Source organism: Thermoplasmata archaeon (genome assembly GCA_038851035.1).
Lineage (GTDB): Archaea > Thermoplasmatota > DTKX01 > VGTL01 > VGTL01 > JAWCLH01.
This window is the reverse complement of sequence record JAWCLH010000034.1, coordinates 15,178-28,917: the sequence shown is the minus strand read 5'-3', so window position 1 is coordinate 28,917 and position 13,740 is coordinate 15,178. Positions and strand designations below refer to the sequence as shown.

Annotated in this window: 10 protein-coding genes; 6 read left to right on the top strand and 4 right to left on the bottom strand. The window is 60.8% G+C overall.

Features of this window, described 5'->3' with window-relative positions; translation table 11 throughout:
- Nucleotides 1–651: 651 nt before the first annotated feature.
- Nucleotides 652–1,242: a DUF6580 family putative transport protein gene (locus QW379_09390; protein MEM2870610.1), complete on the top strand. Its 591-nt coding sequence runs from the start codon at nt 652–654 to the stop codon at nt 1,240–1,242.
- Nucleotides 1,243–1,257: 15 nt separating this feature from the next.
- Nucleotides 1,258–2,289 carry a flap endonuclease-1 gene (gene fen / locus QW379_09385; protein MEM2870609.1) on the top strand — a complete coding sequence of 344 codons (1,032 nt, stop codon included), beginning with the start codon at nt 1,258–1,260 and terminating at the stop codon, nt 2,287–2,289.
- 162 nt (nt 2,290–2,451) lie between these two features.
- Here the strand turns inward: fen and QW379_09380 are convergent, their stop codons facing one another.
- Nucleotides 2,452–4,176, bottom strand: a complete 1,725-nt coding sequence (locus tag QW379_09380) for a hypothetical protein (protein MEM2870608.1) — start codon at nt 4,174–4,176, stop codon at nt 2,452–2,454.
- A 136-nt stretch (nt 4,177–4,312) separates the two neighbouring features.
- Between QW379_09380 and QW379_09375 the strand changes: the two genes are divergently transcribed.
- The 4 genes from QW379_09375 to QW379_09360 all read left to right on the top strand — a co-directional run bounded on the left by QW379_09375 (nt 4,313) and on the right by QW379_09360 (nt 9,224).
- Nucleotides 4,313–5,065, top strand: coding sequence for a DUF4350 domain-containing protein (locus tag QW379_09375; GenBank protein MEM2870607.1), 753 nt, complete (start codon nt 4,313–4,315; stop codon nt 5,063–5,065).
- Between the two features lie 94 nt (nt 5,066–5,159).
- Entirely contained in the window at nt 5,160–6,662 is a 1,503-nt protein-coding gene (gene glnA / locus QW379_09370; GenBank protein ID MEM2870606.1) for a type I glutamate--ammonia ligase, read from the top strand.
- 157 nt (nt 6,663–6,819) lie between these two features.
- Nucleotides 6,820–7,782: a cation diffusion facilitator family transporter gene (locus QW379_09365; protein MEM2870605.1), complete on the top strand. Its 963-nt coding sequence runs from the start codon at nt 6,820–6,822 to the stop codon at nt 7,780–7,782.
- Nucleotides 7,783–7,820: 38 nt separating this feature from the next.
- Nucleotides 7,821–9,224 (top strand): WD40 repeat domain-containing protein, encoded by a 1,404-nt coding sequence (locus QW379_09360; GenBank protein MEM2870604.1) that lies wholly within the window; start codon nt 7,821–7,823, stop codon nt 9,222–9,224.
- Between the two features lie 101 nt (nt 9,225–9,325).
- Here QW379_09360 and QW379_09355 read toward each other — a convergent pair whose 3' ends face one another.
- The 3 genes from QW379_09355 to QW379_09345 are packed head-to-tail and all read right to left on the bottom strand — an operon-like array spanning nt 9,326 to nt 13,602.
- Nucleotides 9,326–10,450: an archaeosine biosynthesis radical SAM protein RaSEA gene (locus tag QW379_09355; GenBank protein MEM2870603.1), complete on the bottom strand. Its 1,125-nt coding sequence runs from the start codon at nt 10,448–10,450 to the stop codon at nt 9,326–9,328.
- Nucleotides 10,447–12,648, bottom strand: coding sequence for a DUF5591 domain-containing protein (locus QW379_09350; GenBank protein ID MEM2870602.1), 2,202 nt, complete (start codon nt 12,646–12,648; stop codon nt 10,447–10,449). Before QW379_09350 ends, QW379_09355 begins: the two co-directional genes overlap by 4 nt.
- A gap of 48 nt (nt 12,649–12,696) precedes the next feature.
- Nucleotides 12,697–13,602, bottom strand: coding sequence for an SMC-Scp complex subunit ScpB (locus QW379_09345; protein MEM2870601.1), 906 nt, complete (start codon nt 13,600–13,602; stop codon nt 12,697–12,699).
- Nucleotides 13,603–13,740 lie beyond the last annotated feature (138 nt).

Sequence of the window (13,740 nt, the reverse complement as noted above, 5' to 3'; positions counted from 1 at the left end):
GCGGAGGTATAGAATCAGGTCCACGATTCTCTTACCATAACGGCAGTTGGGGTAGAATGCGTCATTGGCCATGGTGATATGGCCATTAGAGCACCGGAATCTGTGGACATTGACATAGATATTTCGAGGAATTCCCTCGAGGGTGAGAATTCTCATGTAGACCCGCCTAACCCGGTCAAAGGGCTTGATTTATGATTTACATTTAGGGCAGACGGGAGGGGGCTCCTGAAAATTCTTGTTTTCAAACCATCCCTGATACAGCATCGGGAGAATGAGGGCGAGGTTCTCCGGGATGAGCCTGTTGCCGGGTTTTGGGTCGGGTCTTCGCATCTGCATAGGAAATGGAGGTTCTAGGATTCGAATCTTTCGGTGGGTAAGAGCTCCTATAAGAATTCTTCGGTTGCATTAGGTTCACTTACTATTCTGCACCGCCGACTGGAGCTCTCTCCATCGCTTCGGTGGGCCTGGCTATTGTAGAAATGCAGCAAGCGTCACAACCGGTTTGAATATAGCGCGTGGACCGGCTGGCCATTGCCTTGCGAACGACTCCAGCGGGCGCGCCTTTATCGCGCAAGTTGAGAATTAACAGCCCGGAGAAGAAGATGAGATAAGGGATAAATAAGTCTAAAAAGATACGGTCCCGGGATCGATATGAGACCGAGCAACCTGAAGCTCATCGGTGCAATTGCGCTGGTGGCCGCGGTCGCGCTGGGCAGGGTGGTCCTGAGGCCTCTCGTGCCCCTGGGGAACTCGCTGATAATGTTCGACCTCTTCGCGCTGGCCGGAATCTCGTCCGTGCTGGCCGGGGTGCTACTCGGGGGTCTATACAGCCTAATCGTTCCCCTGGCCGCGATGGCCCTATCCGACCTTGTTCTGGGCAACGGGCCGATATTGATTTTTACATGGTCCGGGTTCGTCATGATGGGGCTTCTGGGCCTTGTGACGAGGAAGAACCGGGCACCGAGCGCGGCCTACGCCCTCTCGCTAACGGGCATTGGCATCGCTGGAATTCTGGCCTTCGACCTTTGGACCAACTTCGGCTGGTGGCTCCTCTTCTACCCGCACACGCTCGCGGGCCTCGGGGTCTGCTACGCCATGGCCCTCCCGTTCATGATCGGACACCTCCTGACCATGACCGCGGCCCTGCCCGTGGTCGCCCTGCCCCTTCTCTATCTCGAGAAGAACCGCGCCAGGGTAGTCAGAGAGTTGCGCGCCCGGCTCGGCCTCCCCGCTCCAACCTGAGCCCCCCGGAGGAAGATGGGAGTAGACCTCTCGGAGATTGTGCCTAAGGAGACCCGGCTCCTGAAGGACTTCGCCGGCGAGACCATCGCCATAGATGCCTACAACACGATATATCAATTCCTATCGATAATCCGCCAGCCAGACGGAACCCCGCTGATGGACTCGAAGAGAAGGGTGACCTCGCACCTCTCCGGACTGCTCTATAGAAACATCAACCTCCTCGAGGCCGGTATCAGGCCCATCTATGTTTTTGACGGAAAACCATCCGAGCTGAAGAGGGGGACCCTCGAGGAAAGGGCCGCCGTGAAGGAGAGGGCGGGGGAGGAATGGGCTCGGGCCCTTGCGGAGGGTGATATTGAGAGGGCTAGGAGCAAGGCCCAGCAGACCTCCAGAATTACCCAAGAAATGGTCGAGGGCTCAAAGAGGCTTCTTGGCCTGATGGGCATCCCCGTGGTACAGGCTCCTTCCGAGGGCGAGGCGGAGGCCAGCTTCATGGTCCAGAAAGGGCTCGCCTCCTGCGTCTCATCGCAGGACTACGACTCCCTCCTCTTCGGCTCCCCATCGCTCGTCCGCAACCTGACGATAACCGGGAGGCGCAAACTCCCAAGGAAGCAAATCTACGTAAATATTGAGCCGGAGCTGATATCCCTCCCCACTGTCCTCTCGGTGCTAGGCGTGACCCGAGAGCAGCTTGTAGACATGGCGATTCTGATGGGCACGGACTTCAACGAGGGCGTAAAGGGCATAGGACCGAAGAAGGCCCTGAAGCTGATAAAAGAGCATGGGAACCTTGAGAAGGTCCTGGAGGCAAAGGGGTTCGATGTGCCGGGCTACTATGAAATCAGGAAAATCTTTCTTGAGCCGGCAGTGGAGGATCCGGGCGAGATTAAGTTCGGCTCACCGGATGTTAAGGGTGTGGTCGATATGCTCTGCGGCGAGCACGACTTCTCGAAGGAGAGGGTCGAGGGCCCCCTGACTAGACTCGTCGAAATTCTGGAGCAAAGAAGGAAAGAGGGCGCTCAGCTCAGGCTTGACAGATGGTTCTGAATTTCGGCGCGGGTGTGCGAATATACGACCCGCTTGAACTCCACCCATCATCCTTTCAGCCACTCCGCGCCCACCGGGCCACCCAGCTCCGTTGGAGAAGAGCTTCGGGACCCGCCGCCCGCCCTGGGCAGGATGGGGGACCCCGAGCGACCTCCGGAGCTTCTAGAACCACTTACCTTTCTTCTTCTTCAGGCTCTCGACGAAGAGCTCCTCTATCAGGGGCCTGAGATCTAGCACGAGTTCCGCGCTCCCGTCCCACTTCGCGAGCTCCTCGTCGAACGCGGAGCCTATGTCAATCAGGACCTTCCTCATCCTCTCCCGGAGGTCGGGGGGCTCTGGCCCTGAGATCAGGACCGCCAGATAGATGTGCACGCCATACTCTATCAGAACCTTCCACCCGCCATAGGGGATCTCGTAGACCGCCTCCTTCCCGGGTGAGGACATCGCCTCACCCACTTGCGTCCTCACAGTCTCCAGCAGGTTGGTCAGGAGGGTGTCGTCGACGTCTGGCTGGCCCCTCTGGGAGAGGTGCATCATGAACCTGTTGTCTCTGTAGAGGACGAGAATCTCCTCGACCACAGTGCGGGGCCTCAGCCTCTCCTCAGGAATCAGGAGGCCTATCTGCTTCTTCAGCTCCCTGAGACGGGTGATGTCGCCGTCCCAGTCGTCGAGAATTGGCATGTACCTCTTGTGGATGCTGTCGAGGAGTGCCCTCATGTTCGGCCTGAGGGAAGCGGGTTCGTTGCCGGAGACCACCACCGCGAGATTGGCCCTAGGGCCGTTTTCTATGAGAATCTTGAGGTTTCCATAGTTGAGCTGGTTGAGCGCCCCCTTCTCCTCTGCAGCGAAAGAGTCCTTCACGAAGGTCTGGACCGCCGTCAGCATTCCAGTGAGGACGTCCTTATCAATGTCAGGCTTGAGCCTGCGGCTGTTGTGACATATCAGCCTTCCGTCGCGGTATATCAGGAAGACCTCTTCAATGGTGTAGGTCCTCATCAGCCTCTGCTGCTCCCTCCTGATGAACTCCTGTATGTAAGCCCTCTTGCGGGCGTATACGGCGATAGCCCAGGCGAGATTGAGTGCGAAGAAAACGACGCACATCGTCACAAATCGGTCGAGCAGGGAGCGGTTGACACGGTTGGCCAGCGTGTAGCTCACAGTTACGGTAGTGTTGCCGGGATTGTAGAAGACCACGGCGTGGTCCCTGAAGTCCAACGCGAGCTCCCGAAGGTCCACGCTGACCGTTGAATTCTCAGAAGGGCTACACCATTTGAGCCTGAGTAGGAGGCTTCCATTGGAGAGGTCGAAGTCCGCGTCCTGAAGGAGGCCGTAGTCCCTCTCCTCCAGAACGAAGACCCTTATCCCGCCACCGTCGCTGCTCGCCTCCAGCGTTGAAATGAAGGAGGTGTCGAAGAAGTCAGAGGGGTATAACCTCACCCTGTAATCCCCCTTCCCATCGAGGCTCTCTGTTCCCCTCTTGCTCGAGAGGTCCTCGATGGTTCCGAGGAGGATGGGGTTGGAGAAGAAGAACGCGAGAACGATTGTGACGACCGCGAGCGGCCTGGCGTTGGCGATAAAGTCCTCGCACCTCCAGACCCTGTGTCTGGGCTCCTTCATGACCCTGAGCTCGATGGAGTCGAAGAGGATGACCACTATATTGATGAGGAGGAGGAAGAGAAGAATCGGTGTAAGGAGGGCCTCTAGTGGCAGATGGAAGGGCTCGAACGAGGCCCCCGAGGTCGCGACGGACTGGAGGAGCACCATCAGCATCACGAAGCCCAGGATGCCGGTGGTGTAGCTCGAGTAGGTCCGGACCTTGGCGGCCTTGTCCTCCTTCTCCAGTCCGTGATATCCAATGGAGGGAAACGAACCAGTGGGTGCCGCCATTTCTACACCGAGACCGGGCAGGAATGGGCTATCGAATAATTAATCCTGATGGTCTGCCGACCAGCCCTCGTAGCGAGCCGATTCGCACGGGCAAACTTAATTAAAGAGCGAAGCCATATTCTTCCGGAGAAAGGGCATGCCCCACGTGCTATTTGATAATTCGCACGGAGAGAACATCCGCCTAGAGGAGGAGGGTGGCTCCTCGTTCTCGAAGCTCGCCCGCGCGCTGCGCGCTGAGGGCTTCGTCCTTGGTGTAATTCACAGCGAGGATGACTTCAGGCTCCCCACATTGAAGAACGCGGAGGCGCTTGTCATCGCCTTTCCATCGAAAAAATTCTCCAATCGGGACGTGGAGGCCGCGCTTGGATACGTTGAGGCTGGGGGTGGTCTGCTGCTAACGGGGGAGTGGGGGAACCTCCACGGGACTGCGGACATCCTGAACACCCTCGCGCAGAGCTTCAGGGTGGTCTTCAACAAGGACCGCATCACGGACACACGGAATGTTCATGAGGAAGAGGTGAGGTTGATGGGGCAATCGGTGGGGAGGAGGAGGGAGCCGACCTACGCAATAATTCGCAGATTTGCCCGCCATCCCATCACTGTCGACGTGCGCGAGGTCGGGCACATATCGGGCTGCTCCCTCTCGGCCCCCAAGAGCGCCGTGCTCGCCTGGTCCGACGAGCAGTCCTTTGCGGACCTGGACGCGGACGGCGAGCTCGACGAGGACGAGCTCGTGGGCTCATTCGCGACCGCCGTCTCCCAGCATGTTAGCGGGGGAAGGGTGGTGTGCATCGGAGACACGAGCGTGATGACCGACAGGTATCTGGACCATGCCGACAACAAGAAATTCATCCTCAATATAATTCGATGGCTAACGAGGAGAATTTGACTGTCTGAAGGAGCGTGCGGGCGACCCTCTTTGTACGGGGGGTCAGACAGGCAAGGTTTTATAAAGCCATCCCTATTATTGACGGGGGTTTGAAATGACCGTGGGAAGGGGTGAGCAATCCTCTTCGTTTTCCAGCATGAACGAGTTTCTGGCCAGCACAGAGAGGACTGATGCAATCGGACGCGCCAATGACCTTCTGAAGAGCACTGGTGCGCGTTGGGTGGAGGTCCACTTCTCTGACCTATTGGGCGGCCTCAGGTCCTTCACAGTACCCGCGGAGGACCTGCTCAACGAGAAGGTCTGGGACGATGGAATAGGCTTTGATGGCTCCTCAGTCAAGGGATTCGCACAGGTCGAGACCTCGGACATGAGGGCTGTACCAGACCCCGCAACGCTAGTGGTCTCCCCAGTGTGTGGTGGGGCGCTCACCGTGGCCCGTGCACTCGCGGACATCTTCAATCCAGCCACTGGTCGTCGCTTCGAGGCCGACCCCCGGCGCATCGCCCAGAAGGCGATGCAGAATCTGAGCAAGGCGGGCTTCGACGAGGCATGGCTCTCGCCCGAGCTGGAGTTCTCGCTCTTTCGCTCTAGGCTGGACGCCCTCGTCCAGAACGACGCCCTGAACCCCGCTAGCTCCCGCGGCTCGGGCCATCTGGTGGTCTTTCCTGAGCTCATCGAGCCCCACCATCCATCCGGCTTCAGGCCCTTCCCTGGGAGTGCGTACTTCGCTCCCCCCCCTCTCGACGATACCGACGCCTTCCGCAACGACTTCTCCAGCGCGCTGCAGGATTTCGGGATACCAGTCAAGTTCCACCACCACGAGGGCGGCGTCACACAGGTCGAGGTCGAGCTCAAAGCGATGCCCTGTGCCCGCATGATGGGCGACGCCTGCCTGACCTACAAGTTCCTCGCCCGGCTCGTGGCCGCGCACCACGGCTTCGTCCCGACCTTCATGCCCAAGCCTATTCAAGCAGACCACGGGAACGGAATGCACGTTCACGTCTCCCTCTGGAAGGGCGGCGAGAGCGCCTTCTACGACCCAGGAGACGAGTACCACATGAGCCAGACGATGCGCTACTTCATCGGCGGAATTCTCGAGCACGCGCGCGGCTGCGCCGTGATAACCAACCCGACAGTGAACTCCTATAAGAGGCTCGTGCCAGAGTACGAGGCCCCCGTCTATATCGCTTGGTCCCCCGTAAACAGAACGGCACTGGTCCGGATTCCGGCCCGCCACGCAAACCCCGGCTCCATAAACTGCGAGCCCCGCCACCCCGACCCCTCCGCCAACCCCTACCTGGTGTTCGCCGTCCTACTGGAGGCCGGCCTAGACGGAATAAAGAGGAAGCTCGACCCCGGACCGCCCGTGAACGAGAACATCTTCAGGATGTCAAAGGAGAGGCGGAGGGAGCTCGGAATCAAGAGGCTTCCGGGCTCGCTGGGCGAGGCGCTGGAGGCGATGGAGAGTGACGACATCGTGAAGAGGGTGCTGGGCAGCGCGAGCTACGATGTATATAGGGAGCTCAAGAAGTCCGAGTGGCGCGCCTTCTCCAATGAAGTGACGAGCTGGGAGCACGCGATGTATTTCAACGTGTAGCGCTCCAACCCCTGCCCCGGAAGCCGGCTCCCGCTCCCACAGGCACGCCGGCCCCATGTGCTGAATTCCCCTGGCATTCGCTAGAGAATTCCATCTCCGGTTTATTTTTTTCCGGCAATACCCAAATACAACGAGACCATTGTGTGAAAGGAATCGGATGGAACTCGTCAGCGATGCGCGTGTCGCGGAGAAGGTCAGGTGGGCCAGGCTTTCCATAGTATCGAACGTTTTCCTCACCGCGCTGAAGCTCGCGGTCGGCCTCGCGATGCTCTCCATATCGGTCCTATCGGAGGCCGCGCACTCCGGGCTCGACCTCCTCGCCGCGATAATAGCGAATGTGGCGGTGGTCAAGAGCGCCAGGCCGCCCGACCGCGAGCACGCCTTCGGCCACGGCAAGTTCGAGAACCTCTCGGCGGTGGCCGAGGCCGCCTTGATTCTCGTCGCAGCGGGCGCGATAATCGCTGAGGCCATCCTAAGAATTCTCAACCCAGTCGAGGTCGGCCTCCTGCCGGCTGGGATTGCCGTCATGGGCGTATCCGCGCTGGTCAACTTCGCCGTGTCCAGAAAGCTCTTCCAGATAGCGCGAAGAACCGAGTCGGCGGCGCTCGAGGCCGACGCCCTCCACCTGAGCACCGATGTTTGGACCTCGGCGGGTGTGCTTTGGGGCCTAGTCCTTATTCACCTCACTGGGCTCGTCATCCTTGACCCGATCCTTGCGATTCTCGTCGCCGTCCTCATCGTCCACGCCGCCTGGCGCCTTACGGTCAAGAGCGCGAGGGAGCTGACGGACCACACCCTGCCCGAGGAGGAGATGCGAAGAATTCGCGCTGTTGTCGAGCGCCACAGGGATCGCTTCGTCGAGTTCCACGGACTCAGGGCCCGGAAGGCAGGCGCCGAGCGCCATATCGACCTGCACGTGGTCATGGCCCGCGACACCCATGTCGACGACGCGCACGAGCTCTGCGACGCCCTGGAGAGGGAGATAGAGAATGAACTCGATGGCTCGCGGGTTCTAGTCCATATCGAGCCCTGCGCACGCCACTGCCCGGAGTGCGGCTCGCGCGACGAGTGCCATGCCTTTCTCGACTCCGGCTCTGAAGACCGGGCAAAGATTATATGACAGGAACTCAATCTTGCGGGCCGGCCGGGCGGTGAGGAATGGTCGAGGCAAAGGAGGTTTGGAGGCAGAGGGTCGGCGGAAGCGTTGTGGGGCTGGCGATGGCGGGCGACCGTGAGCTCGTGCTCGCCGCCGGCGACGACGGCTTCCTCCACCTCCTGGGTGCTGGGGGGAAGCCCCTGTGGAGCGTACAGCTCGGTTCAAAGCCCTCCGCGCTGGGTATCTCCTCCTCCGGCGACTTCGCGGCGGCGGGCATGGTGGACGGGAGCGTCCTCTTCTTCGACGGCAGCGGAAAGCTTCTTTGGAAGCACGATGCGGGGGAGCCGGTGACGCGCCTGGCTCTGAGCCACAACGCCAGATACATGCTCGTCGGGACCGAGAGGGGCGGAATTCTGTTCCTCTCGTGCGTCACGGGTAGGGTTGTCTGGAGCAAGAGGGCGGAGGGCCCCGTACCCGCCCTCGGGCTCTCGTCCTCGGCAAGCTACGCAGTGGCTGGCTCTGAGGACTCAACGGTCTACTTCATGGACAACTACAGCACCAACTACGGCGGAAGGCTCGCGTGGTCCCAAAAGATGAAGGGGGCGATCGGGCATGTGGCACTCTCGGCTGACGGGTTCTACACAGCGGTGGCGTCCTCCGACGGCTCGGTGCACCTGATTGACAGACTGGGCAAGCTATACTGGAGCCACAGGCTCGAGAGCCCTCCCGGCTCGCTCGCGATCTCCCCATCAGGGGATTATATTGCGGTCGGTACATATGGCGGCGCGCACCCTGGCCAGGTCTCCTTCTTCCACCGCACCGAGGGGCTGCTCTGGCGCTATATAACGGGCGAAAAGACCGTGGGCACCGTCGCCATGGACTCGAGGGGGGTCTTCATCGCTGCTGGCACGGAGGCCGAGGAAATATTTCTTTTCCACAGGAATCAGAAGCTCGTCTGGAAGCAACGACTCGAGGGCCCCGTCGAGAACGTGACGCTCTCCCCGGACGGGAAGAGGCTCGTCGCCGCAACGGGAAAGGGAGTGGTCTTCTGCTTCGATACCTCGTCCATCGTCGAGGCCCTGCGGCCCCGCACGGAGGAGGCTGTGGAGCTCGAGCCCAGCCTGTTCAGGCCGATGAGGGCTCCACCGGCGAGGTCGGGCTTGAGAGAAACAACGGGTGTCGCCGGGCAGGACCGGGCCGGAGCTGTGCGCGTGGAGGAGAGGAAGGAGGCCGCGGGTCTATCGCGCGATGCCCGCACCCTTCTCGAAGTCATCGTGGACATCTGCCTCCTCGTCGTGCTCGGCTTGATTCTGACGGTCTTCTACTTTACCTACACGGGAGGCATTGAGCCGGGCGTCGGAATAACGCTCTTAATATTCCTGCTCGTCGTCATGGGCGCCCTCCTGATGATGCTGTACAAATATGTGATCACCGGACCGAAGAAAAAGGAGCCGAGTTTCTACTGATACGCCCGGCTCCACGGCCCAGGCCGTTTGAGGTGTGAGGCGACGGAACGGCACCTTGGGCCCCGTCGTCGTGGGCAAGGGGGACGATAAGCGTCTGTGCTTCAGAACGCTCGAAGCAGCGCGTCATGGTTCAGGTGCGTGAGGAGCCCCAGCGCGAGGGTGTGGCGCCACTCATCCATACAGGCGCAGCCTTTTTCTATGACTGTTTTCAAATCGCCAGCGCTCTGCGATATCGAGAAGTTACGGAGCGCTCGAGTCACCGCATCATCACAGGAGCCGCAGTTGTGGGCTCCTCTTGGGCTCCCGGCGCCCGAGGGAGCGCACACAAGTCTCGGACCGTGCGCCCCTGCAGCGCCCGCGTAGTTTACGGCCTTCGCAATGCACTCCGCTGCGGTCCAGAGCCATGGGGGTCTGTAAAGACCTAGGCGCCAGAGCCTCTCCACAAGGGTCCCCCTCTGGACGTTGACCGGATTCAGGGACACAACATCGGAGAGGGGGGCGGCGCGCAGGATGCTCGCCACCGCGTCCTCCAGCGCTTCGAGCTCGGTCAGGAAGGGCGGCTTGAGCAGGACGTAGCTCCTGACCCTTGCGCCCATCCTGTGCACAAGCCCAGCCGCTCTCTCGAAGTCGGCGGGTGTGAGTCCCTTCCTGACCGACCACTCGAGCACTCTCGGCGAAGCGGATTCGAGCCCAATGGCTACCTCCAGCTGCGGGCACTTGTTTATCGCGTCTCGCAGGGCCTCCTCCGTCAGGAACTCGGGCCGTGACTCGACAACGACCCTTTCGAACCTCCGGCCCGCCTCCTCGAGAATGATTAGCCGAGTGTCCGCCGGAATCTCCCTCCCGTCAAAGAAGCTTCCCGAGGTGTAGAGCTTGGCGACTCTCTCGGCCCCAACCCTCTCGAGCCAGGTCCTGAACTGAGCCAGGACATCTTCCCCCCCTGCTGGGGCTGCCTCCCTGTGGTAGCCGCACATAGTGCACCGGGCCCAGCTGCATCCTCGAGTCCTGAGCAAGAGCACAGCCGCCCTAACCTCTTGGCCGTCCAGAGCGTCCGGCTCTATCCAGAAAGCGACCGGTTTTCTGGGGTCCCTCCAGCGGCCCGGAACCTGTCTCGCTCCCTCGCTCTTGGTCCCGAGCTCATCTCCCCCCTCCCCGCACCCGTTCTCCTGAGTCTCATAATCCCCATCCCACCCGGAGTTATTCGTCTTCTCGGGCTCCCCGTTCATGCACCCTCACCTGCCCCCCCACGCCTCTCAAGAGACACCGGGGTGTTCACGGAACGGTGGTGCCTGAGCTTGACCGCCACTCCTCTTCCCCTCTCCTCCATCTCCGGACCCGACATCATCGCGACGCCGACCCCTCTGAGCTCTCCCCTGTGCACCACTAGAACCTCGTCTCCCGGTCTGATGTCTCGCCCGGCGTTGAGGATGCCTCTGGCGAAGACCGAGCCTGTCGGTCTGAAGTCATCAATCTCGACCTCGTAATTAGTCCTACCGAGAAGCCTCTCCGCGCCCCTCATCGTCAGGGAGACGAGACCTCTCTCCGGAGAGAGGGACGCCAGCTGCATCCCGTCGGGCGAGGTGAAAACGAACCCGGGGCCGAGCCTCCTGACCCTGCATTCCTCCGCGAGCGCCTCCGCGCCATCTCCCCACTGGAACTTGAAGATCGAGGCGGCCCTCTCCCTATCCAATCTCTCTCTCCCCACTCTTTCCTCCCTCCCTGCAAGCTCCCTCAGCGTGGACTTCAAGGAGAGCAAGGCCTCCGGCGAGGCAGGCCTGTCATCGGCGGTAAAGTGCGACGAGGCCGGGAGGGCATCGCGAAGGAATTCGTGGCCACTGAGGTGGCAGACCACCTCGCGATAGCGGCCCCTCTCCAGAAAACACCCGAGCTGTTTAGTCACCACTCGAATCTCCTGCTCCTCCCAGTCCCCCGTGACCGGGACGTCATAGCAGTTCGCCGGATAGAAGCACTCCAGCTCCATGGGAACAACACCGAGTGGAGAGGTGAGAACGACGCTGTGGACCGCGCCGGGGTTCCCGCAGCCCATCACGACGGCTCTGAAGGCCCTATGGGAGAGGGAAGAGGAGTAGGGCTTTCTCGCCGAGCATGGCAGGAGGAGGAGGATTGGGGAGGAGGGTGGCCTTCTGTACCTCTCCAGCACCCTCTTCCTGAAGCGCGTCACCTCGGGCCTCGTGAGAGACGCGGTGCCGAGCGCTGTCAGGCCAGCTCCGCGCTCGCGCAGGGGCCGTGCGACCGGGACGCACCTTTCAAAGAAGTCCTCGTGCCTGAGGTCCAGATGGCGGAGGAGTGAGACGCTCCAGGGGTCGGAGAGGCGGGTCTCGACGAGTTCTCTGAGCCGCCCTCTCTCAATGGCGCTCCTAACCGCGCTCAGCTCCGCGAATGCCGCGTAGCAGTTGTGCTCGTATAGCAGACGGAACGTCTCCGGAGTGTTCAATCCGGCTCTGGCTGAAAGCAGGCCGGCATCCTCATCCACCCTCTGAATTCCTGTTGTTGCACGGGCGCCACTGGGTTTGGGCGAGCCACCAAAGGCCGGAGTTCCCGCGCTCTCTTCTCCGCCGGCCCCGCCAGAATCAGTTGTTCGTGGCTGGAATTCCCTGCCTCGCTCTCCCTGCTCGTGCAGCTCCCCCATTTCTAGTTTCTCGCAAGCCGGGCAGTGGCACACCCCCCTCTCCGACAGTCCGGCCGTCCAACCGGGGAGGAGCCGAACGCCCCTCAGCGCGGCGGCGGCGAGGGGCGAGGAATCGAAGAGGTCGATGCCACAGTAGGTCAGAAGGGCCAGATGGCCGGGCTCTCCTAGTCCTATTGCATATATGATTCTCCCCCAGCCAGCCGCCTCCCTGAGTTTAACAATCTCGCGCGCGAGCTCTTTTGTTCTAAGGGACAAACCGACGGCCGATGGAAGCACTACCACTTCGGCGCCGGTGCTTTTAATATCATCTGCGTCCCCGCCCTCGCCAGCGGAGAAATCGCCAGGCAGGGGCAGGAAGGTGGAGTTATGGGCCTTCATGAGCTCGTGTGCGGCACGAGAGGCCAGCCCCGGCAGAGGCTCAAAGCCGGAGGGAATATTAGGGAAGGGGGGAATTCGCAAGGCCTTTGCGTCAGAAGGCGTACTTTGAAGGCTACTACTGTCTCCTGCGAAGCCTGTCCGCACCTCCGGAGGTATGTCACGAAGGCCAGGCAGCCTGCGTACCCCGAATTCCCGCTCCAGAAACCACGAACCACCCGTCCAAACAGTGAATTTCCCATTAACAGGTCCGGAGGAGGACAGCAGGGCCTCAGCCCTCTCGAAGGCCGGAATTCCTGGCACGGAGATAAAAAGGATGTTGGGGGTCCTGAGTTCCGAACCACCCACACTCCATAGAGCCCTGCGGGCGGCACCGTCCCGTGAAACAACCTCGAACATCGCTTGCCATCCCGGAATGGCTCAGGGCGCTCGCCCTCCGGCCCTGGCCTACTCTTCCTCCCCTTTTCCCTCTCCCTCGCCTTCCTGCCGCTCGCGCCGGGAGGCCACCGGAGAAATTAAAATCTGCCCTCCCTCCCCTCCCCTCCCACCTCCAGCCCCGGCCCCACCGGCCGCACTCGACTCTTTTTTCGCCTCAGTCTCTACTCTCTCCCCACTCTCCCTCTCCTCCCTCTCAATTCCGAGGCCGACGACCTCACTGGACTTTTCTACTCCCTCGCCTCCTCCGCCAGGCACCTCCTTCGCCTTTTCTCTCTCCCCGGCACCTTCGCTCGCTCCCTTTTTTTCTTCTTCCCCCGCTCCTGAGGCTGCCTCCCTTTCGCCGCCGGTCCCTTCGGCCGGGGGAGTGGCCAGAATCTCAGGGGCGGCCTTTGCGCCGACTAGGGTTCCATCGGTTTTTATTCCCACGCTCTCGGCCATCCACTTCTTGATCTCCTCTCTTTTCGTCGTTTTAATTCCAAAGTACTCCGGGAAGCGAGCAGATGTCGTCAGGATCTTAGTTTGACCGGACGGGCTCTCCAGAATCATGCCCAGCTTGTGGAGCTCCTTCACGTGGTCATATACCTTTGGTCCCACCATTGCGAGAAGGGCGCTCTGCTTCACCGGCTGATGGTATGCGATCAGGGCTAGGGTCTTGAGGAGCCTTCGCGGGATGTCGGTTTTGGCCAGCTTGGTCACCGAGGGAACGAGCTCTTTCCTGACCTGCATGCAGTACTTTGCTCCCGCCCGGACCACCTCTACGGCGCTGTCGCGTTTTTTTGAGGAGCGAATGAGCTTTTTGAGTGCGCTCCTGATTACATCAGCCTCCAGCCCAGTAGCTTCGCGGAGCTCCTCAACACTAACCGGCCTCCCTGCCGAGAAAAGAGCCGCTTCTACAACTCTTTCCGGTTTGGGCATATAGAGCCTCCCGAGAGCCAGAATGGGGCTGTGGGGTATTATTTTTGCGCTCGAAGAGAGCAGACCGGCCCCGGCCTTTTCTGTAGCGCCCCGGGAGGGTCGCTCTCTGGCCGAGATTCACCCGGCCACTCGACCGTG

Excerpts from the sequence above, each read along its gene's own strand:
- QW379_09390 (MEM2870610.1), top strand. The coding sequence starts at position 652 with ATGAGACCGAGCAACCTGAAGCTCATCGGTGCAATTGCGCTGGTGGCC.
- fen (MEM2870609.1), top strand. The coding sequence starts at position 1,258 with ATGGGAGTAGACCTCTCGGAGATTGTGCCTAAGGAGACCCGGCTCCTG.
- QW379_09380 (MEM2870608.1), bottom strand. The coding sequence starts at position 4,176 with ATGGCGGCACCCACTGGTTCGTTTCCCTCCATTGGATATCACGGACTG.
- QW379_09375 (MEM2870607.1), top strand. The coding sequence starts at position 4,313 with ATGCCCCACGTGCTATTTGATAATTCGCACGGAGAGAACATCCGCCTA.
- glnA (MEM2870606.1), top strand. The coding sequence starts at position 5,160 with ATGACCGTGGGAAGGGGTGAGCAATCCTCTTCGTTTTCCAGCATGAAC.
- QW379_09365 (MEM2870605.1), top strand. The coding sequence starts at position 6,820 with ATGGAACTCGTCAGCGATGCGCGTGTCGCGGAGAAGGTCAGGTGGGCC.
- QW379_09360 (MEM2870604.1), top strand. The coding sequence starts at position 7,821 with ATGGTCGAGGCAAAGGAGGTTTGGAGGCAGAGGGTCGGCGGAAGCGTT.
- QW379_09355 (MEM2870603.1), bottom strand. The coding sequence starts at position 10,450 with ATGAACGGGGAGCCCGAGAAGACGAATAACTCCGGGTGGGATGGGGAT.
- QW379_09350 (MEM2870602.1), bottom strand. The coding sequence starts at position 12,648 with ATGTTCGAGGTTGTTTCACGGGACGGTGCCGCCCGCAGGGCTCTATGG.
- QW379_09345 (MEM2870601.1), bottom strand. The coding sequence starts at position 13,602 with ATGCCCAAACCGGAAAGAGTTGTAGAAGCGGCTCTTTTCTCGGCAGGG.